This window comes from Nodularia harveyana UHCC-0300 (genome assembly GCF_034931085.1).
Classification (GTDB): domain Bacteria; phylum Cyanobacteriota; class Cyanobacteriia; order Cyanobacteriales; family Nostocaceae; genus Nodularia; species Nodularia harveyana.
In genome coordinates this window covers 79,306-98,947 of the sequence record NZ_JAYGHG010000007.1, presented here as the reverse complement: position 1 = coordinate 98,947, position 19,642 = coordinate 79,306, and the positions used below count along the sequence as shown (strand labels likewise).

Annotated in this window: 18 protein-coding genes; 9 read left to right on the top strand and 9 right to left on the bottom strand. The window is 41.7% G+C overall.

Features of this window, described 5'->3' with window-relative positions; translation table 11 throughout:
* Positions 1-7: 7 nt before the first annotated feature.
* Positions 8-1,321 (bottom strand): TldD/PmbA family protein, encoded by a 1,314-nt coding sequence (locus VB620_RS06920; protein ID WP_323195407.1) that lies wholly within the window; start codon positions 1,319-1,321, stop codon positions 8-10.
* Positions 1,322-1,467: 146 nt separating this feature from the next.
* Positions 1,468-2,331: a Tab2/Atab2 family RNA-binding protein gene (locus VB620_RS06915; RefSeq protein WP_323195406.1), complete on the bottom strand. Its 864-nt coding sequence runs from the start codon at positions 2,329-2,331 to the stop codon at positions 1,468-1,470.
* A gap of 8 nt (positions 2,332-2,339) precedes the next feature.
* Here VB620_RS06915 and VB620_RS06910 point away from each other — a divergent pair, with 8 nt between their 5' ends.
* Positions 2,340-2,609, top strand: a complete 270-nt coding sequence (locus tag VB620_RS06910) for a hypothetical protein (RefSeq protein WP_323195405.1) — start codon at positions 2,340-2,342, stop codon at positions 2,607-2,609.
* Here the strand turns inward: VB620_RS06910 and VB620_RS06905 are convergent.
* Positions 2,535-3,413: a universal stress protein gene (locus tag VB620_RS06905; protein WP_323195404.1), complete on the bottom strand. Its 879-nt coding sequence runs from the start codon at positions 3,411-3,413 to the stop codon at positions 2,535-2,537. The two genes, VB620_RS06910 and VB620_RS06905, sit on opposite strands and share 75 nt — an antisense overlap.
* Positions 3,414-3,548: 135 nt before the next feature.
* The gene (locus tag VB620_RS06900; protein WP_323195403.1) at positions 3,549-3,695 is read right to left on the bottom strand and encodes a hypothetical protein; all 147 of its coding nucleotides are present in this window, start codon (positions 3,693-3,695) and stop codon (positions 3,549-3,551) included.
* Here VB620_RS06900 and VB620_RS06895 point away from each other — a divergent pair.
* On the top strand, positions 3,688-4,434 hold the full coding sequence (locus tag VB620_RS06895; RefSeq protein ID WP_323195402.1) for a DUF561 domain-containing protein: 747 nt from the start codon (positions 3,688-3,690) through the stop codon (positions 4,432-4,434). The two genes, VB620_RS06900 and VB620_RS06895, sit on opposite strands and share 8 nt — an antisense overlap.
* A gap of 81 nt (positions 4,435-4,515) precedes the next feature.
* Here VB620_RS06895 and VB620_RS06890 read toward each other — a convergent pair whose 3' ends face one another.
* On the bottom strand, positions 4,516-4,953 hold the full coding sequence (locus VB620_RS06890) for a TOBE domain-containing protein (RefSeq protein ID WP_323195401.1): 438 nt from the start codon (positions 4,951-4,953) through the stop codon (positions 4,516-4,518).
* A gap of 405 nt (positions 4,954-5,358) precedes the next feature.
* Between VB620_RS06890 and modA the strand changes: the two genes are divergently transcribed.
* Together modA and modB are read left to right on the top strand one after the other, a co-directional pair.
* Positions 5,359-6,171 carry a molybdate ABC transporter substrate-binding protein gene (gene modA / locus VB620_RS06885; RefSeq protein WP_323195400.1) on the top strand — a complete coding sequence of 271 codons (813 nt, stop codon included), beginning with the start codon at positions 5,359-5,361 and terminating at the stop codon, positions 6,169-6,171.
* 150 nt (positions 6,172-6,321) lie between these two features.
* A complete protein-coding gene (gene modB, locus VB620_RS06880; protein WP_323195399.1) occupies positions 6,322-8,208 on the top strand; it encodes a molybdate ABC transporter permease subunit in 1,887 nt (628 codons plus the stop codon).
* A 239-nt stretch (positions 8,209-8,447) separates the two neighbouring features.
* On the opposite strand, the gene VB620_RS06875 is transcribed toward modB, so the two are convergent.
* Positions 8,448-9,596 (bottom strand): DegT/DnrJ/EryC1/StrS family aminotransferase, encoded by a 1,149-nt coding sequence (locus VB620_RS06875; RefSeq protein ID WP_323195398.1) that lies wholly within the window; start codon positions 9,594-9,596, stop codon positions 8,448-8,450.
* Positions 9,597-9,893: 297 nt separating this feature from the next.
* Between VB620_RS06875 and VB620_RS06870 the strand changes: the two genes are divergently transcribed.
* On the top strand, positions 9,894-10,670 hold the full coding sequence (locus VB620_RS06870; protein ID WP_323195397.1) for an ABC transporter permease: 777 nt from the start codon (positions 9,894-9,896) through the stop codon (positions 10,668-10,670).
* A gap of 110 nt (positions 10,671-10,780) precedes the next feature.
* Positions 10,781-12,622, top strand: a complete 1,842-nt coding sequence (locus VB620_RS06865; RefSeq protein WP_323195396.1) for a tetratricopeptide repeat protein — start codon at positions 10,781-10,783, stop codon at positions 12,620-12,622.
* A 93-nt stretch (positions 12,623-12,715) separates the two neighbouring features.
* Here the strand turns inward: VB620_RS06865 and VB620_RS06860 are convergent, their stop codons facing one another.
* Positions 12,716-12,916 (bottom strand): hypothetical protein, encoded by a 201-nt coding sequence (locus VB620_RS06860; RefSeq protein ID WP_323195395.1) that lies wholly within the window; start codon positions 12,914-12,916, stop codon positions 12,716-12,718.
* A gap of 16 nt (positions 12,917-12,932) precedes the next feature.
* On the opposite strand from VB620_RS06860, the gene VB620_RS06855 reads away from it, so the two are divergent.
* Positions 12,933-13,601 (top strand): hypothetical protein, encoded by a 669-nt coding sequence (locus tag VB620_RS06855; protein ID WP_323195394.1) that lies wholly within the window; start codon positions 12,933-12,935, stop codon positions 13,599-13,601.
* On the opposite strand, the gene VB620_RS06850 is transcribed toward VB620_RS06855, so the two are convergent.
* Together VB620_RS06850 and VB620_RS06845 are read right to left on the bottom strand one after the other, a co-directional pair.
* Positions 13,585-14,463 carry a succinate--CoA ligase subunit alpha gene (locus VB620_RS06850; RefSeq protein WP_323195393.1) on the bottom strand — a complete coding sequence of 293 codons (879 nt, stop codon included), beginning with the start codon at positions 14,461-14,463 and terminating at the stop codon, positions 13,585-13,587. The two genes, VB620_RS06855 and VB620_RS06850, sit on opposite strands and share 17 nt — an antisense overlap.
* A 120-nt stretch (positions 14,464-14,583) precedes the next feature.
* Positions 14,584-15,831 (bottom strand): ATP-grasp domain-containing protein, encoded by a 1,248-nt coding sequence (locus VB620_RS06845; RefSeq protein ID WP_323195392.1) that lies wholly within the window; start codon positions 15,829-15,831, stop codon positions 14,584-14,586.
* A 726-nt stretch (positions 15,832-16,557) separates the two neighbouring features.
* Here VB620_RS06845 and VB620_RS06840 point away from each other — a divergent pair.
* Positions 16,558-18,258 carry a hypothetical protein gene (locus VB620_RS06840; protein WP_323195391.1) on the top strand — a complete coding sequence of 567 codons (1,701 nt, stop codon included), beginning with the start codon at positions 16,558-16,560 and terminating at the stop codon, positions 18,256-18,258.
* 476 nt (positions 18,259-18,734) lie between these two features.
* The gene (locus tag VB620_RS06835; RefSeq protein ID WP_323195390.1) at positions 18,735-19,625 is read left to right on the top strand and encodes a glycosyltransferase; all 891 of its coding nucleotides are present in this window, start codon (positions 18,735-18,737) and stop codon (positions 19,623-19,625) included.
* Positions 19,626-19,642 lie beyond the last annotated feature (17 nt).

The window sequence follows — 19,642 nt, the reverse complement described above, 5'->3', positions numbered from 1 at the left end:
GTAATATTTAATATTTTTTGCCAGTGATTGACAATCCTTCTACTATTAGTGATGGAGTATAACAAGAACCATTCCAATCAGCATCACTACCTAGTGCTACCAGTTGTTTGAGAACTGTATAAACATTACCTGCCACCATTGTATCTTTAACCCGGCCAATGATCTCACCGTTTTTGACCCGGTAGCCCAAATCAATATTTATGGAAAAGTCACCAGAAATCCCGTTACCACCACCTAGCATTTGATCGATAATTAAACCATCATCCATTTGATGAATTAATTCTGGTAGTGATGCGGAACCGGGCTGAATTAAGAGATTATATAATTCAGGGGTCGGATAACTGCTGAGACTAGGGCGAAAACCGTTACCAGTGCTGTGAATACCGAGTTTTTTTCCGGTAGTGCGATCGCCATAAAAATTTTGTAAAATCCCCTCTTGGATAAAGACTAACGCCTGAGTGGGAGTCCCCTCATCATCAAAAGGACAACTATAGGGGCCAGCCTGGGGGTCTTGGTAAAGGGTGAGACTAGGTGATATCACTTGCGTACCTAGACGTTCTACCCAAGGAGAAGCTACTTCCAGAATCCGCTTCCCATTTAAAGCTGCTTGTACAGTCCCCCAAAGCATATCAGCAGCTTTAGAAGTAAACAAAACTGGAACCCGACCAGTGGGGGGTGGAACATTATTTTTAGACCACTCTAATCTCTGTAAAATTTGATGGGCTAATTTTTTTGGGTATAAAATATCTCGTTGGGTTTGTCCATCCGCAACACTTAAAAAATCATTACCCCTCACCCATTCGGCTGACATATAGCAACTTAGGGTAGTATCATTGTAGTAACAATTTAAACCTTGACTGTTCACAAGTCTAGTAGTTTCTACATCACATTCCCAATCACTATTACAAAGCACCTCTGGATAGACATCACGGATGAGAGCAATGGCTTCTTTACCCCAATTGACTAATAATTCTAATGGTACGGTTTGCCCGATGTCTGGATAAGATGCTTGAGAATGTTGGACTAATTCCACTGCTTCTGGTTGATTCAGCTGACTTAAAGCCAAAGCTCTTTCCACCATTGTTTGGGCATCGACATCACCATAAGCTACCGTTAATCCTGGTCGCCCATTGCGCCACAGTCTGAGTGCTGTACCTTCAGATTCACTGGTTTCTAGCTGTTTGAGACGGTTAGCCTCAAAAAATACGGGACGGGAAAGCGACCGCGATTGATAAACCTCAGCCGTTTCCGCTCCCGATTTGATAGCTACTTCCAGCAGCTGTTCCGCTAGTGTATCTTGTGACAAGTTTTCAGAACCCATGACCCTCTGTGAATTATGGATGGTGGATTTTGAGCTATGGCTAGGGACTGGGGACTAGGTATTGGGTACTAAAAATCTTTCCCCCCTGCTCCCTGCTCCCTGCTCCCCTGCTCCCTGCTCCCTGCTCCCTGCTCCCCTGCCTCTACTTATGCCAGATTTAAATTTTGCAGGAGCCAAAATCCCGTAAAAGATTCGGCTTCAGGATCTGACTGGACACCAATAAAATGGACTCCATTAGCTTCTTGTTTAGCTTTCTCATAACCCTTGGCTTCTGCTAAAGTCTGGGGATTTTTGATATTAGCCAAAATCCAACTTTCAGTAGCACCAGTTTCTAAAACCAATCTTTCCCCTTGTTTAGTATCAAAATTCAAGCAAGCCAATTCCAAACCCGATAGCCATCCAGCAATGGGTAAAGCCCTGGGGGAGAAAATTAATACACCAGGAATGCGAGTTTCCGGGGTGACGTTTGCTAATTCCAGGGGAAAAGCTTCACCAAATCCAATGTCCCAATCTGGCATTTCCGCAAATTCCGCAGCTTGTAGGCTGACAAATGCCCACTGTTTACCTTCCAAAGCATCTGGTAATCGTTGGGGTAAAGGGCTATCTAAACGTACAGAGGGATGATTTGCTCCTTGATACCCTGGTTCTTGAGGATAAACTTCCTCCATTCGTTGTCTCAACCATTGATTGAGAACTAAAATGCGCCGGCTAGCTTGGGCGGGTATCCCCGCATCCTGACAAGCTTTAGTAATCATATTGTTCATTTGACGGCGAAAGAAGCGGATTTTGATTGGTGCTTCTTCTGCTTTTTCAATAGCCTCCTGTAACGCCGTCCGCAACCAAACCGAATTCACCTCAGTACTAGGACAATACTTGGCATAACGAAATAGAGATTCCGGTTTTGTGCGAATATCCGAAGGACTTTCACAGATTAAGACTTCCCAAACTTTTTTCTGCTTATCGTCCAAAATAGGACGAGAGTAAAAATCGATTTCCCAAATACTACCCATGTTTTGCCGTGAGATTCTGGCGACTTGATATTTTCTTATATTTTCATCATACGAGGGAATGGGGACTGGGGAGTGGGGAGTGTGGGGAGTGGGGAGTGTGGAGTGTGGGGAGTGTGGGGAGTGTGGGGAGTGTGGGGAGTGTGGGAGGTGTGGGAGGTGTGGGAGGTGTGGGGAGTGTGGGAACGATTTTTATTAATCCAGGACTAATCAGCGAATGGGAAAAAGAGGACGGGATACCAGCTTTGACGCAATATTTCTGCCCCGCAACTGGAAACTAACCATTCTTGGAGTTTACCTATTGTGCCGGAAGAGACTGCGATCGCACTAATATTAGTCATGACTCCTGTCTCTAAAATCTGGGTGATGGGGTTTCCTTCCAAGATTTCTGTCTGTACTTGTACATTCACTGACTCTAATTCGGCTTTAATCTGAGATAGCTTTTCCTCAGCTTGTTCTGGGAGGATTCTTCTCGGTGATCTGGGATTGTCGATGTCTTCTAACACCCAACAAAGCTGACAGTCTTGGAGATATTTATCGGACTGATTTTCAGCTAACTGTTTAACCTGTTTCACCACATAATTCGAGGCTTTACTGTCATTATAGGGAATTAGCAAAGAGCGAAAAAGGTGCTGACAACGGAGTGTTAATTCCTCAGCAGTATAAGCAGAGAATAATTGAGGACGCAATACTAATAAAGGGATCTCTGTCTGGCGGGATAAGTCAGCCATCGTACTACCCACTAGTTTTTCTGTGAGGCTGCTGCGGCTTTGAGAACCCAGTATAATCAGTCGAGATTCGTGGGTTTGGGCTACTTTCAGGATTGTATCTACTGGCTTTCCTGATTCCACTTCTATTGTTACTTTTACGTCACTAGCAGTTTCACTAATGGCTGCTGCTAGTTGGGTTTTAGCTGCTGCTACTTTTTCAGTATCTACTTGGGGAATAATGCCTTTTTCCCAGAATGGAACAACGTGGAGAAACACAATTTCTTTGATTCCAGCCAGCTTTAGACTGGGAATAAATTGTGATAGACGATGCAACCCGTCAGAAAAATCTGTGCAAATTAAAACTTTGTCAAACATAGATAATTAATAAATAATTTCAAGTATTGGATTTGCAGATTTTGATTCTGCACCAGGATATGAATTATGGTGCTGCAAATTTATGGTTAATTGGTGCAAAAGTACTTAAATTCTCTCACATTGTTGACGATTGTTTCAATATGGCTTGGTGCATAAAATTTCTGGATTCGGGAGGGCGATCGCTAAATATCTGGGTGATTTTTGCGCCTCTATGCTTTGCACCAACTCAAGGAGGGTAGAATAGGTCTTATTTCTTACCGTCAACAGAAAAACTATGACCATGAATTTTACTCTCCAAGGTGCATTTGCTAATGGTTCTGTGCTGAAGGTGATTAGCGGCTTGAATAACTTTGACCGCGATCGCGTCGCTGCTACAATCAAAGCGGCTGAAATTGGTGGTGCGACTTTTGTGGATATCGCCGCCGATGCTGCTTTGGTGCAGATGGCTAAAAACTTAATTAATTTACCAGTTTGTGTATCAGCAGTTGAACCAGAAAAGTTTGTGGAAGCTGTGAACGCTGGTGCAGATTTAATTGAAATTGGTAACTTCGATAGTTTTTACGCCCAAGGACGCAAATTTGAAGCGGAGGAAGTTTTAGCACTAACTCGCCAAACCCGCGCCCTGCTGCCAGAAATTACCCTATCTGTGACTGTTCCCCACATTCTGGAACTAGATCAACAGGTACAACTAGCGGAGGAACTTGTAAAAGCAGGGGCTGATATTATTCAAACTGAAGGCGGTACTAGCAGCCAGCCGACACACGCCGGAACCTTGGGATTAATTGAAAAAGCATCCCCCACCTTAGCCGCAGCCTACGAAATTGCTCGTGCAGTCTCCGTACCTGTACTGTGTGCTTCTGGTATTTCTAGCGTCACCGCACCCCTGGCGATCGCCTCTGGTGCATCTGGTGTTGGTGTGGGTTCAGCAATTAATCAACTCAACAGCGAAGTAGCGATGATTGCTGCGGTTCGTGGTTTAGTGGAAGCCTTGGCTACTGCTAACAGTCGCGCGATCGTTTAATTCAGTAGGGGATTGGGTATACCATCCTTTCCCCCGCTTCAATCAGTAAATTCACGGTTTTTGCAGATATTATCTTTACCTTTAATCCTTAGCAATAGAAATATCATTGGACTTAATCACCGCATAAGCTTCTGTCCCTTGAATTATTTCTAACTCGTCGGCTGCATTTGTCGTAATAATCGAAGTTAACTCAACTTCATGCACAACCATCAATGTTACTTGAGTATTCACTTCTCCTCTAATAACTTGTTTCACCACACCTTTGAGAATATTTCGAGAACTTACTTTCAGAGGTCGCTTAGGCGCAGTAGTTTCTACTTCCAAAGCATCAGCAGGTTTATTTTCTCTGGATTTGGTTGGTATTCGTGATGGAGACGATGCAGGTCCATCCAAACCACGTACCAACTCTCGCAAAATTTCGGTCTTTGTGCGTTGAGAATGTTGACAAAATTCCTCTAAAATTTTGCGTTCTTCTTCAGATGTTTGAAATGTAACCCATCCTTGTTCTTTTCTTGGCATAAGATTACCAATAAAATTGGTTATTTTGAATAATTTTGCTAAAATTCCATCCAGCTTTGATTTTACTCAAAAAGTCTACCTAATTTGGGTAAAACTGCAAGCTAGTAAATTGAACCCCTTATCTGAGATTACTACCAATCAGGAGACACCTGAGTAGCGGTCATGATTTACGCCGCATAATCTCATTGTTATAAAGGAATCCACATCATGTCTTGATTGCAGATATAGCGATCGCCGAGGACGTGAGGACAACAACAGATCCTGGAAACTTTGCCATTAGAGGATTTTAAGCTCTTAGCTATAGTTGACACCCGGAATTGACAAGTAGCATACCAACCATATACTAAAAAAATTGGTAAAAAATAGCAATAAGTTGGTATTCTATGAAAAATGAGAAATTGCACCATGAAAAGCAAACGTTTTTTTAGTCTGACCACTTGGATATTAGTGGCGTTTTTAGCAGTCGTAGGTTGTAATCAGGTAACAAACAACACTCGTGACGTAACCTCCACCCCACAGGCTCAGGGAACAGAACTGATAATATCAGTAGCCGCGAGTATGCAAGATGCTATGAAAGCAATAGAGCCTTTATACCGAGATAAATATCCCAATAGTAAAATTACTTACAACTTTGGTAGCTCCGGCTCACTACAACAGCAAATTGAACAAGGAGCGCCGGTTGATGTCTTCATTTCGGCTGCTGAAAAACAAATAGAGGCTTTAGATCAAAAAAATCTTTTAGTTCCAAGTACTCGTAAAAACTTATTAGGAAATGAAGTTGTTTTAATTGCTTCTCAAACAGCCACTGGTATCTCTAACTTTCAAGATTTAACTAATAATCAAGTCCAACGATTTTCCATTGGTGAACCCGAAAGTGTCCCCGCAGGACAATACGCCCAGGAAGTTTTGACGGCTCTGAACCTGTATGATGTCATAAAACCGAAAATTGTCTTCGCTAAAGATGTCCGTCAAGTTTTGTCTTATGTCGAAACTGGTAACGTTGATGCGGGTATTGTCTATGCGACAGATGCTCAGAGTTCAAACCAAGTAAAAGTAGTCGCCACTGCACCAAAAGACAGTCATAAACCCATTATTTATCCTATAGCAGTGATTCAACGCAGTCAAAACCAAGAAGCGGCTCAAGAATTTGTTCAGTTTCTTTCTAGTGACACTGCAAAACAAGTATTTGAGAAATACGGATTTACTCCCCTCAACTAAAGGGAGTGTGGGAGTGTGGGAGGTGTGGGGAGTGTGGGAGAAAGATTGTAATTTCCTACTGACCAATGACTAATGACTAATGACTAATGACTAATGACTAATGACTAATGAATTAAGTATCACTGTACCCAGTTACCAGCATTGAATTACATGGAAGCTGATTTATCCCCTTTATGGATTTCCCTCAAAACCGCTTTAGTTGCTACAATTTTTGCCTTTTTTTCGGGAATTATTGTCGCGCGGTGGATGCTGAATTATCAAGGTAGAGCTAGAGGTTTCATAGATGGTATCTTCACTTTACCTCTGGTTTTACCACCGACAGTTGTGGGTTTTTTACTACTACTATTATTTGGGATCAATAGTCCAGTTGGTAAACTTTTAATGGGACTGGGTGTAACTCTGATCTTCTCATGGCCAGCGACGGTAATTGCATCTACTGTGGTGGCTTTTCCGTTGATGTATAAGACAGTGCTAGCAGCCTTTGAGCAAGTCGAAACCGATTTTATCAACAGCGCCCGGACTTTAGGATCTCCCGAATGGAGGATATTTTGGCAAATTATTCTGCCATTGGCTTGGCCTGGGGTTGTTGGTGGTACAATTCTCGCTTTTGCTAGGGCTTTAGGTGAATTTGGAGCTACATTAATGCTGGCGGGGAGTATTCCCGGTAAAACCCAAACTATACCCATCGCCATCTTTTTTGCGGCGGAAGCGGGGAATATGCGTAAAGCATTAGTTTGGGTATTGGTGATGGTGGCGATTTCTTTAGGTGTGATTGCGGCGATTAATTCTTGGTCTACTGCTGAATTTCCTGCAAAATCTCGGAGGAGAAAGACTGACACTGTTACGAAAAAACTGTTTAATTTTCTGATTTTTGGTCAGTTTAAAGATACTGTAATTTCCAAAAATGATTCCTCATATCCAAAATTAGCACGAGAAAAGATTGACTATTCCGGGGTTCCCAGGTCAGAACCAGAACTTATAGTCAATCTACATAAGAAGTTACCCGATTTCACTCTAGATGTTGCGTTTACCGCCGATAAACATCCTTTGGGCTTGTTAGGTGCTTCAGGTTCCGGTAAAAGCATGACTTTACGTTGTATTGCGGGATTGGAATCTCCCACGCAAGGAAGAATTGTTTTGAATGGGCGAGTTTTATTTGATAGTGAACGGGGGATTAATATTCCTAGTCGTCAGCGTCGGGTTGGTTTCGTATTTCAGAATTATGCTTTGTTTCCTCACCTGACAGTAGCCCAAAATATTGGCTTTGCTCTGCAAGATTTGCCGAAAACAGAACGTCCCAGGCGTGTGGCAAAATACTTGGAGATGATACATTTGACGGGTTTAGGAGACCGTTATCCGCATCAACTTTCTGGGGGACAACAACAGCGTGTGGCTTTGGCTAGAGCTTTGGTAAGTGAGCCAGAAGCTTTACTTTTAGATGAACCCCTTTCGGCTTTAGATAGTTATTTGCGAGATCAGATTGAAAAGTTGCTGATTCGGGTAATTTCCCAGTACCAGGGGATAAATTTGTTTATTACCCATAAGTTAGAAGAAGCTTACCGGGTTTGTGGAAATCTTTTAGTGCTTTCTCAAGGACAGGCGATCGCCTATGGGTCGAAACAAGATATATTTCATAAACCACCAACATATACAGTGGCTCAAGTCACAGAGTGCAAAAACTTTTCTCCGGCTCGGTTGATTAACTCACACACCATAGCCGCATTGGACTGGGAATGTAGCTTAAGTGTGATTGAACCTATTCCAGAACCTTTAAATTTTGTCGGAATTCGCGCTCATCAAATTAGCTTTTCTCATCAACCCCATGAGGATAATACCTTTCCCTGCTGGTTAGCTGACACCAGTGAAACACAACACCGAACAACTGTTTATATCAAGTTGCATGATTTACCTAACGGTGCTGATGATTATCATTTACAGGTGGAACTCTATAAGGAAAAATGGATGGCACTTAAAGACAGGCCGTTTCCTTGGTATGTTCGATTAGATCCCCTTCATCTGATTATGATGCGGGAGTAAGCAAGTTAGTTCTCAAGATTCTGAGCCTAATATACTAAATCCCCCGCAGAGATGGGGGGAAGTATGTTAACAGGACTTACGCGAAATTATGAAAAAACGTTCGCGTAGCGTGCGCGTAGCGCATACCACAAAGGACACAAAGAACACGTAAAGCCTTCGGCATAGCTGCGCTTACCGCGTTAGCGTCTCCCCTTGGGAGAAGTCAAGAGGGTTTGAGAGAGTTTTTGCGTAAGTCCTAGTTAAGTCAAACTATCTTTTAAGGCATAAATTACTTGATCTTGCTGTTCTTGCTTTAGTTCTGGAAACATGGGTAAAGATAGCACTTGTTGAGCCGCTAACTCTGCTACTGGTAATTGTCCTGGCTGATAACCAAGGCTTTGATATACTGGCTGTAAATGTAAGGGATGAGGATAATAAATCATGGAATTTACTCCCCGTTCTTGTAGTTGATTTCGCACTGAGTCTCTGTAGGTGGCGATAGCACCATTTGTCCCCTGACTTAATATACGAATGGTGTATTGATTCCAAACACTCATCCCGCCGGCTAGTTCTTGTGGTGCAACAATACCGGGAATTTGACTGAGAAACTGTTGGTAATAAGCGGCGATCGCACTTCGTTTACTATTCCAAATATCTAAATAACGGAGTTTAATTTGCAGAATAGCGGCTTGCAAACTATCCAAACGACTGTTTACACCAATTTCTTCATAGTAATAGCGATTTTTCTGCCCATGTTCCTTGAGGACTCGCAGTTTCGCCGCTAATTCCGGATCATTTGTGGTTATAGCTCCACCGTCGCCGCAACCACCCAAGTTCTTGGTAGGGTAGAAACTAAAGCAACCAATATGTCCGATGCTACCCACTTTTTGATTATTCCAAGTTGCACCTGTGGCTTGAGCGCAATCTTCTATAACTGCTAAATTATGAGCATTAGCTATGTCCATTAGTGCTGTCATATCCACAGGTTTTCCAAATAAATGCACCGGGATAATGGCTTTGGTTTGAGGTGTAATTGCTGCGGCTACTTGCTGCAAATCTAAATTAAAATTATCACTATCAATATCAACAAAAATCGGTTTTGCACCCACAGCACTAATGACTTCGGCGGTGGCGACAAAGGTAAAGGGTGTGGTAATTACTTCATCACCTTGACCAATTGATAAAGCTCGCAAAGCTAAGTAAAGTGCATCAGTACCAGAGTTACAAGCTATGCAATTACTGACATTATGATAAGCAGCGAACTGTTGTTCAAAGTTCTCAACTACAGGACCGCCAATATAACGCCCAGAAGCTAATACTTCTAAAACTGCTGCACTTACTTCTGCTTCAATATGGCTGTATTGTTCTTTAATATCAAAGGCAGGAATAGAATTTATGCTTTGGATCATGAGTTTTTATTTTATCTAAAAATACACAGGATGCTCTCCGACTACTAATTTTTGCCCTGGTTTATTTTTATTAATAACCTTGGTTAAGACTTTCGCCCCAAATCAGCATCAAATTGGGTTTTTACGGAAATTATTTTATGGACAAGGATACCATTAGTAGGTAGAAAACGTGATAGATATAAGCCAAGATCCCAGAGGTGGAATTAAAGTTCCAAGTGTGCTTGCTGTTCAATGGAGAAAACTGGGGGGAGGAAGTAAAATGACGCAGCAATATGTGCAGATTTTCTGGTGAGGATAATGCAGGATTTAATCAAGTTGGATGTGGTGGATTTAGCTCTGGCTGTAGGTTTGATGGCGATCGCCATTGGTTTATCAGCTTGGGAAAAATTAGGCATAGAGTTAAATTTAGCGATCGCTACAGGTAGAACTATTTTACAACTACTGGTATTGGGATACGTTTTAGACTTCATCTTTGCTTTAAACAATGTTTGGGGGGTTTTGGCGATTTTAGCAATAATTTTGACTATGACCGCAATTGTTGCCCGTAATCGCATCAGTCCCAAAATTCCCCAGGTTTTACCCTTGGTTGGGGGCGCAATTTTTATCAGTACTACGGTCACAGTTCTTTATACCAATTTCTTAATTATTCAACCGGAAAGATGGTACGAACCTCGTTATATCATTCCTCTGGCTGGAATAGTCTTAGGTCATGGGATGAATGCAGCTGCGATCGCCGGGGAACGTCTTGTGAGTACCATTAATAGCCAGCAAGTAGAAATAGAAACACACTTAAGCTTAGGTGCAACTCCCCAGCAAGCAGTCAATGAGTACCGCAAACAAGCCATCAAAGCCGCATTTTTACCTACTCTTAATCAAATGATGCTCATGGGAATGGTCGCTATTCCCGGAATTACCACCGGACAGTTAATTGGCGGAATCACACCTGTAAATGCTGTTTCCTACGAAATTTTAATTATTTTCATGGTGGCGATCGCTAATTTGCTCACAACTATATTAGTCACCAGAGGATTGTACCGTCAGTTCTTTAACTCCGCCGCCCAGTTGGTGAGGTAAGGGAGTGTGGGGAGTGTGGGGAGTGTGGGGAGAAAGATTGTAATTTCCTACTGACCAATGACTAATGACTAATGCCCTAAAATAGAAATTGACGTTCCCCAGCAGTTACAGTGTCTGAATCTCTGCCCATACGCGATCGCTATGTCGTTTTAATTGATCAAATTGTCGAATCCACCCTCAAGGGCAAAATTAGCTCTGTAGAAATGGTGTATCAAATGCTGCAAAAAAATATTGTGGCGGGGACGGGGGAAGTATTGGAATTAGTGTTGAGCGATCGCCTCAGTAGCATTCAAGCTCAAATTGATGGTGAGACAGATGAACTGAAAATAGCCAAAGCGAACCGCAAATTAAGAGCGCTGAAAACCATTCAAACTCAATGGGAACGATATTCTCAGCAAAATCAAGCCACAGAAGCGATCGCCACCGCAGTTAAAGAAATTACCACAGCCTCTACAGATGAACGTCTGGCTATATTCTTAGCTGTCATCGACCCCAATCAGAAACAACCGCCAAATGTCCCACAACTACAGCAATTAGCCAAAGGATTACAACAATTTGCTCAGGTAAATTCTGACCTAGAGGAAATCTCCCTGGGAATTACCCGTGGTCTAGCCACTTGGCAAAGATTACAAGACAGCCTAGTCAGCTGGATGTATGAACAAAATCAGCAATTGGGTTTTGGTGGTGTTCCCGGAGAAACTGGCCCTTGGGCAACTTGGGCAAAAAAAGTTAATAGTCACATACTCCAATCGCTGCTTCGCACCTTAGCAATGGGAGAACCCACCATTGAATTTGCGGAAAAAAACAGCAGTATTCCCCTCAGTGACTGGGTAGAAGTGGCATTAGTTTTACAGTACCTACAACGAGGTTTAGTCAATTGGTTTGACCAACAAGCTTACAACGTCCAAGCCGGCTCTAAGTTATCAATTTCCACCTTTTTAACCTTTGCAGTCATTTGGAGTCAGTTAGCCAGTGGTTTTCAGAGTCAAGCCATCTACACTAATGGCTGTTCTCAAATTATGCTCCAGATTCTGCGAAACTTTTGCCAGAGGTCATATTTTCCCCTGTATGGCGGCATTTTCGCCTCTTTTTCGGGCAGTTATTTACGAGATGCACTAGATTATCTGGATGAACCACTGCGACGAGTTGAGGGAACCCAAGAAAAAGCCAGGATTCTTACACTTTTAGGCTATTCCCAACGGGCGTTAGGAAAATATCAGCGTTCGATTCAGTTTCATCAGGAAGCTTTGGAGATTGCTAGACAAGCAGGCGATCGCCCCTGTGAAATTGCCAATCTCAACCACCTCAGCCGTACCTATGTACAAGAAAAGAATTACACTGAGGCTATTAATTACAGTCAACGCGCCTTAATGTTGAGTCGCCAAACAGGAGAACGCACAGCCGAAGCCAATGCTTTGGTTAATTTAGGTTACAGCGAAGTTATGCAGGCGCGCAAGCTAGAACAGGCAGAAACAGAAGTCTATGAAGCCGCTATTAACTATTTGGAACAAGGCTTAAAGTTATCAGAACAAATAGGAGATATTCAAAGTCAAGCTTTATGTTTTAATAGCTTGGGTATTGCTTATTTAGTTATAGGTCAATCAGCAGCAGCAATTCCCTATTTAGAAAATGGGTTTAAAACAGCCCAAATTGCTGGTGATTTATATTTGCAAGGGCGCAACTTAGCCTATTTAGCAAAGGCTTATTATAATTTACAAAATTCCGAAAAAGCTATTTACACTGGCTGTTTAGGAATGTATCTCCTAGAGCAAATTGCTTCTAATGAATGGCGACAATCAGCAGGTTTACTGGCAATTTTAAAAGGGCAAATCGGCGCTGAATCTTTCCAAACTTTTTTACAGCAACATCGTCCCAAAATCATCGCCATTATTGGTGTAGATGGCTATGATTATATCCCCAAATTGTTAGCAAGATTTCAGGAAAGTATTTGACGGCTGGGGTTGTGGAATTAGAGGCTGAAATAGCTGTTTTTGCCTCCTTCTACCCTGTGGATAACACGGAAGCTGTATTGTAACAAAAAAATACTAAAAGATAGCTGATGCGATCGCAATTTTTACCGATTTAGTGTAAAATAATAGATATAGCAAAGCCCGGCGACAATACCAATGTGAACCGGGAGTTGCAAACTTATATGGAAATAACTCACCACTAAAGGCGAGGCGTTTTCCAGAGACGACATCAGGAGCAATCCATAAGACGACATCAAGAACAGTCCATAAGACCACATCAGGAGCAATCCTTATGAATATATCAGGAGCAATCTCTATGCATAGATTAGCAGATAAAGACCAAATTGATCAAGATGTTTTTACCGATCTGCAAAAACAAGTGCAACAAATGACCCGCACTTTCATTAATATGTGCCGATCAGCCTACTCTGCCAAACTCAACTCTAACCGTGCGGAGTTAAAAGCCATGCAAGAGTTATTTGGCTGGACAGGAAGCACCTTAAACCCCTATGCAAAGGTAGGAAAGTACATAGCGGAGATCGAAATCAGCAATCTAGATTTGCTGGATTGCAACACTATTAAAGCGCTGTGCTACGATAAATTTCAGCCAATATTAGAACGCCTCAAATCTGAACGCCTCACAGTCGCAGAAGTCCGCCAGGAAATGGCAGAAATTAACCAAGAGGTCAAAAAAGACAAACCACCCCAGCAAATATTGGAGTGGAAAAAAAGGAAAACTGGTGAACACACGTTAATAATTTGTTTGCAAGATGTGGAAACCGCGAGAGAATTTGAAACTAGGCTGAAAGCCTCCCAAATCCCCTTACCTTTGTTCATCAGGTCTTTACTGAAACCAGAACCAGAACCAGTGCAATCTGATATTACTAGGGAACCGCCTAGAGAACAGCCCCAAGTTAGACCTTCCCGAAAAACTATCCAGGATGTTAATTTTGTTTTCTGACCAATTCTGGAATCAGAGAAGGACGTTCGGCTACGGGAATTTCAGATGCTTGAAAAGCGGCTAGTTTACTTTGTGCTGTGCCAAAATTAGGGTCACGTCCGATAACTGTGGCTAAAGTTCCAGTTTGTCGCCAATTTTTAGCTGGTGGTGCGTGTCTACCGGCAATGTAGGCAATTACTGGTTTATCAATGGCTTCAGAAATATAGCGGGCTGCGGCTTCTTCACTGTCTCCCCCTGGTTGACCGACTAAAACAATGGCCTCTGTGGTTTCATCTTCATCGAGGATTTGCAGCCATTGCAGAAATGATGAACCAACGATCGCATCACTACCAATACTGACACTTATTGATTGTCCTAAACCGGCTTTAGTTAATTCCCAGGCCACTTCATAAGTTAGGGTGCTGCTGCGGCTAACAATTCCCACGGGGCCTGGTGTATACAATTCGCTGGGCTGAGTACCCAAGAGGATTTTTCCTGGGACAATAATTCCCGGACTGTTGGGTCCGACGATTAAGGTTTCCCCGGCTTCGGCTGTGCGGAGTAATTGCACCATATCTAATGGTGGTACGCCCCCAGTAATGATGATAATCTGGCTAATATTAGAAGCGATCGCCTCTAAAGCTGCATCTAAAACTTGGTATGGGTGGACGCAGATAATCGCTGTGTCAATTGTGCCAAATTTCTCCACTACCTCCTCTACTAAATCGAAGATGGGCAGATCATACAATTGCTGTCCACCATATCCAGGATTGACACCAGCAACCAAATTTGTCCCATAGGCCTTCATTTGAGCAATATCAGTTGCTGTAATAAATTCAGAAAAGCCCTGGATTAATACTTTGCTGTCTGGTGTTAAGTTCATAAAAGGAATAAGTTTATTTATAGCAGGGAATAGGGAATAAGAAATAGGCTCGCCCTGAGCTATCTGTACTAATTCAGGACTTAATGCCGTACCTAACTCAGGATTGTGTTGCTGGTGAAATCATACCTTTTTATGTGCAGTCAGCTTGGCCAAACGCACAGATGCGGCGACGGCTTCATCTAAATTTTCTACTACGATGAGAGCATCAGTTTCCGTATTGATAGTAGCTAAACAATTCTGAGCGATATTAAACTCCGAGCCAGCAATCCGCACTACCAATTGGGGAAAATGGTTATCCCGGCTGGTTCTACTGCTACCTCTGACAGTGGTAGATTTGGTGTCCGGGTGTTCTGGCTGGACAAAATTGCGAATAATTGCGTAGACTTCCTCTGTTTGAGGTACACTACCTAAAAGATTGAGTAGTATTACTTGAATGCTTTTGTCAGCAGCTAATATATTTAAACCTTTAGCCAAGCGATCAGCAAAGCCGCGCTCAAAGCGATCGCTAAAAGTCCGGGGAGAAACATCTGTGACGAAAGCATGGCGCAGATTTAGACAACTACCAGCCTTTCCACCGACACTGGTGACTAGATCTAAGGTAGCCATCATAGAACCCATACCATTGCCTAAAATCCCGATTTTACCGTGCAGGTCTAAACTATCCCAATTGCCTAAATGACGTGTGGAACTTCCGCTCTGACGGTGGGCTATTTTCACGGCTATTTCTGCTAAATCTGGATGGCGACCAATGGCGCGTTCATTAATACTGACTTTCCCATTCAAGGCCATGACTTCACCTGATGCACTCACGGCTAAGGGATTAATTTCCACTAAGTCCAAGTCTTGCTGTACAAATAATTGATACATTTTTTCTACAACAGAACTGACAGACTGCATTAGTTTACCTTGCAAACCCATTTTCAACGCTAGTCTCCGGGCATAGAATGGAGAAAATTCTTGTTCTACTACGACATGGTGCATTTTCTCCCCTGCGGCTTCCCAATCAACATCAGCTTCTGTGCAACCTAGAAGCACTGGTCGGCAGACAGCCGTATCTAAAACTACTGCTAGATAAAGTTCTTGTTCGCCAATATACTGAGATTCTGCCAGTAAAACTTCTGGTAATTCTCTGCCAATGGGCAAGTTAAATAGGGTTTGTGCAGATGCGATCGCATCAATGGTTGTTCCTACAAATCTGACTCCCCCAGCTTTTGCCCTTTCCCCAGCATATACCTGGGATTTCAGTACAATCGGATAGCTAATTTTTAACCGTTTCAAATCTGTAGGATGATCAATTCTTTGGGAAGGCAAGACGGGAATCCCAATGTTACTAAACCATTCCTTAACTTGGTATTCTAATAAATCCATTTACTTGCACCTGTATTTACACTGCCCATTGCATTTATCTGGTGCTGATTTTCACTTTTAATAGCACTATAATTACAGAATTTAGTTTTTTTCATCTACAATAAATAATTTTTTATTTCTTAATATGTTAATTCTATCGGATGCGGTCAAACAATTTTCAATTTGGGAGCAGTTACTATACTTTTATGACTATAGGACTTACGCATAAATTACGGGATAATTAACCACAGAGACGCAGAGGACACAGAGGAATAAGAATTTGAGTGGTCACTGCGATGCCCTGAGCAGTTCGGCAAGCTCACTGTAACACCTGTCGAAGGGAGCTTGTCGAAGTGAGAGTTTTTGTGTAAGTTTTGACTATAAGTGATTGATTTTGCTAGTTGACCTGCCAGTTTATAACAAAATGAGCATTTATGTCAAAAAACTTAATGATTTATCTTAATATTTCTTTTCACTTGCGGTTAGGGCTGAGAAACCTGGGAATTATCTGAGTAGAGCCGTAATTTTACTGATTGACAGTATTACACTACTTGGGATGTATATTCATGCTTTACTTTGTATGTTATGAGCCACCAAATTTAAAAAATCCTGTATAAATTTGTTATTCCCATTTGTTTGGCAATCATCTATTATGGTGTTAAATTCTACCAATTTCCACATAGTTCTATTTGATTTCCTTTTGGACTAGATAAACAAAACAATATAGAAAATCAGTAGTAAATTTCTATGAAAGTAGCAGTTAAACAGCAAGACTTACAACTTTTAGCCCTGAGTTTGCATGAGGAAGTTCTGCGAAAATTCCCTTCTGGTGAAACCTTTGAAATTAAGTGCGCTATTAAAAAAGACGAGTTAATGATTTTGGTGGAACATCTAGAGGATGTGACTTTTAGGACTGAAGATATATTTTTGCTACTGAAACAAGTCCTTGAGTCGTCACTAACGGACCAAGAACAGCGCGTGCGATGCTTTCTGAAAAAATTTGGCGAAGAACTTCCTCACGCTAAATGTTCTTTGATGATCTACCAACGGGAGAAAGTGCGCTCATCCATACCTCTTTCATCTTCTCTCACCTATACTCCACCAATCATAGAGGATGAGCTAGAAGAACCCTATGATGTTTGGGTGGATACACCGGATTCGTTAACTGAGCAGTCAGAACTCCCCGTGAAATCTCTGCTGCTAGGGATAACTCTGATGGGAATTTGTGTGTTTGGTAGTGGATTTTACTTGCTGAGTCGTCCTTGTGTGATGTCTGAGTGCCGAGAACTGCAAGTTGCTGAACAGTTAAACTGGGAATCTCAACAAATGATCCGCACTGTTAATTCCACAAGTGAATTAGTGGGAATACAACAGCAACTAGAGAGAGCTACCAGTGATTTAGACAATATTCCTATGTGGTCACCGCGCTACGAAAAGGCTGAGGAGTTAAAAGCTAGTTTGTCTATGGAGTCAAATCAAATTCAGCAGGTGGTGAAAGCTATAGAGGCGGCGGATGTTGCAGAGCAAAAAATGCCTCCTAGTGGGAAAAGTTTTGCCGATTTACAAGATATGCAACATTTATGGCGAGTGGCGATCGCACCATTGGAGGCGATACCTTCTAGTAGTGAAATGTATGACCTAGTGCAACCGAGGTTATCAACATATCGTCAGAGTTTGCAAACTGTCAATCAGGAATTACTAGGGCAAGAAAAATGGGTTAAAAAAATCAATGATGCTAAAGCTGCGGCCATTGTAGCTACAGAAAGGGCAGCCACCGCTCAATCTTTAAGTGAATGGGAAAAAGCACAGTCTACTTGGCAAATAGTGATTAATGCTTTGAATATTATTCCCCCCACTAGTCCGGTATACCCAGAAGTCCAAGAACTGTTATCAGAGTATCAACCTCAACTATTCAAGACACGCGATCGCGCTATCAAGGAACAAACAGCCGCCAGAAATTATCAAGAAGCCATTAATACAGCTAATCAAGCCAAAACCTACGCAGAAAATAAGCAGTGGGAAATAGCAGTAACATTTTGGGATCAGGCTTTACAAAATATCCAACAAATTTCTCCAGATAGTTTTTACTACAATGCATCTCAGAGACTGATTGAACCTTATTCCACCGCCCTTAAGGAAGCACAAAGAGAACTCCAAACCATTAGGGTTATGGTAGAAGTTCGTGATGATCTCGATGAAATTTGTACTAGAGAAATTCGCATTTGCACTTTTACGATTAATCAAACTGCAATAGCTGTATCCCTCACCCCTAACTATGAATACCTGATTTACACCACATTATTTGCCAACGATCCGGAGACGAACAATCACTGGTATCTTTTGCAAGAATCTTTAGGGGTAATAGGCGATCGCGTGAATCTGCCAGTATTTATTTACGATACCCAAGGACAGGGATTATATACTCATATCCCCAAGGGTAGTAATTAATTACTAGGTTCTGGGATAGGACTTACAGAAGTTTCAGTTAAGGCTAGCTGAGGGAGTGAAGCACAGTATCAAGCCAATTGTATTAGAACAAGCTGACCGAGTAGGGGGAATTTTGCGTACAGAAACATATTGCTAATGTTGTTTAGTTATTTGCAAATTAAAATCAAACCTCATCCAACAGAACGTTCTTATTATGAAGAGTTCACAAAAAAGGATTTAAGCAAAAATAATATTTCTACCGCTTCCGTTGCGATTAAATATCCCTTTGTAGGTGTCCATGTCTAAATTAAGAGCTATTCCTGCGGAGCGCTATCTCTATTCCTTCGGTCTCGTAAGGGATACGAGACGCTACCACAAATGCTATTGCCTATTTTTGAAAAAATTAAAGCATCAAATTCAATTAGGGTAGGACTTTCAGGGATATTTTACCGAAAATGTCATAAAGGGAGCGGTAGAGCCAAAATAATTAAAATCCAATGTTAGAAAATCAGATTTTATTCTCAATTATTATTCCTACCTACAATCGTCCACAGCTATTAACAAATTGCTTGCAGTCTCTAGCTAATCTAGATTATCCTGATAATCGTTTTGAGGTGATAGTTGTGGATGATGGTAGCAAGATATCTCTAGATACAGTGGTTAAACCCTTCCAAAATCAGCTAAATCTCACCTTAATTTCCCAAACTAACACAGGTCCAGCAACCGCTAGAAATACAGGTGCTAATCTGGCAAAAGGGCAATATTTAGGATTTACTGATGATGACTGTACCCTCGATCCAAATTGGCTCTCAGCCCTGGAAAATACCTTCTCCAATAGACCAAATGCCCTCTTAGGGGGGAAAACTATCAACGCCTTGCCAGACAACCCATACTCCACAGCCAGTCAATTACTCATTGATTACATCTACGATTATTACAATCTAAACTCTTCTCAAGCTGAGTTTTTCGCTTCTAATAATTTTGCTGTTTCTAGGGAATTATTTAATCAAGTAGGGCAATTTGATCTTAATTTTCCCTTAGCTGCGGCGGAGGATAGGGAATTTTGCGATCGCTGGTTATTCTCTGGATATTCGTTATATTATGTTCCTCAAGCCATAATCTACCATTCCCATGATCTCAATTTACCGAAATTTTGGCGACAACATTTTAATTATGGTTGTGGTGCATTTCACTTTCATCAGATTCGGTCACGGCGTAATCAAACCTCAATGAAAGTTGCACCATTGCACTTTTATTTGCGGCTACTAGCTTACCCATTGATGACAAAATACCAGATACTATCTAAAGTTTTAATTTCTGGCTTATTATTTATCTCCCAAATAGCTAATATTTTGGGATTTTTTAGAACAAAATTGCAAAATTTTTAATTTGCTATCACATAGAA

Bases quoted from the DNA above. Each gene is read 5' to 3' on its own strand.
- VB620_RS06870 (WP_323195397.1), top strand. From the start codon at position 9,894: ATGCAGGATTTAATCAAGTTGGATGTGGTGGATTTAGCTCTGGCTGTA.
- VB620_RS06915 (WP_323195406.1), bottom strand. From the start codon at position 2,331: ATGGGTAGTATTTGGGAAATCGATTTTTACTCTCGTCCTATTTTGGAC.
- VB620_RS06890 (WP_323195401.1), bottom strand. From the start codon at position 4,953: ATGCCAAGAAAAGAACAAGGATGGGTTACATTTCAAACATCTGAAGAA.
- VB620_RS06920 (WP_323195407.1), bottom strand. From the start codon at position 1,321: ATGGGTTCTGAAAACTTGTCACAAGATACACTAGCGGAACAGCTGCTG.
- VB620_RS06840 (WP_323195391.1), top strand. From the start codon at position 16,558: ATGAAAGTAGCAGTTAAACAGCAAGACTTACAACTTTTAGCCCTGAGT.
- VB620_RS06895 (WP_323195402.1), top strand. From the start codon at position 3,688: ATGACCATGAATTTTACTCTCCAAGGTGCATTTGCTAATGGTTCTGTG.
- VB620_RS06855 (WP_323195394.1), top strand. From the start codon at position 12,933: ATGAATATATCAGGAGCAATCTCTATGCATAGATTAGCAGATAAAGAC.
- VB620_RS06835 (WP_323195390.1), top strand. From the start codon at position 18,735: ATGTTAGAAAATCAGATTTTATTCTCAATTATTATTCCTACCTACAAT.
- modB (WP_323195399.1), top strand. From the start codon at position 6,322: ATGGAAGCTGATTTATCCCCTTTATGGATTTCCCTCAAAACCGCTTTA.
- modA (WP_323195400.1), top strand. From the start codon at position 5,359: ATGAAAAGCAAACGTTTTTTTAGTCTGACCACTTGGATATTAGTGGCG.
- VB620_RS06850 (WP_323195393.1), bottom strand. From the start codon at position 14,463: ATGAACTTAACACCAGACAGCAAAGTATTAATCCAGGGCTTTTCTGAA.
- VB620_RS06875 (WP_323195398.1), bottom strand. From the start codon at position 9,596: ATGATCCAAAGCATAAATTCTATTCCTGCCTTTGATATTAAAGAACAA.
- VB620_RS06845 (WP_323195392.1), bottom strand. From the start codon at position 15,831: ATGGATTTATTAGAATACCAAGTTAAGGAATGGTTTAGTAACATTGGG.
- VB620_RS06900 (WP_323195403.1), bottom strand. From the start codon at position 3,695: ATGGTCATAGTTTTTCTGTTGACGGTAAGAAATAAGACCTATTCTACC.
- VB620_RS06905 (WP_323195404.1), bottom strand. From the start codon at position 3,413: ATGTTTGACAAAGTTTTAATTTGCACAGATTTTTCTGACGGGTTGCAT.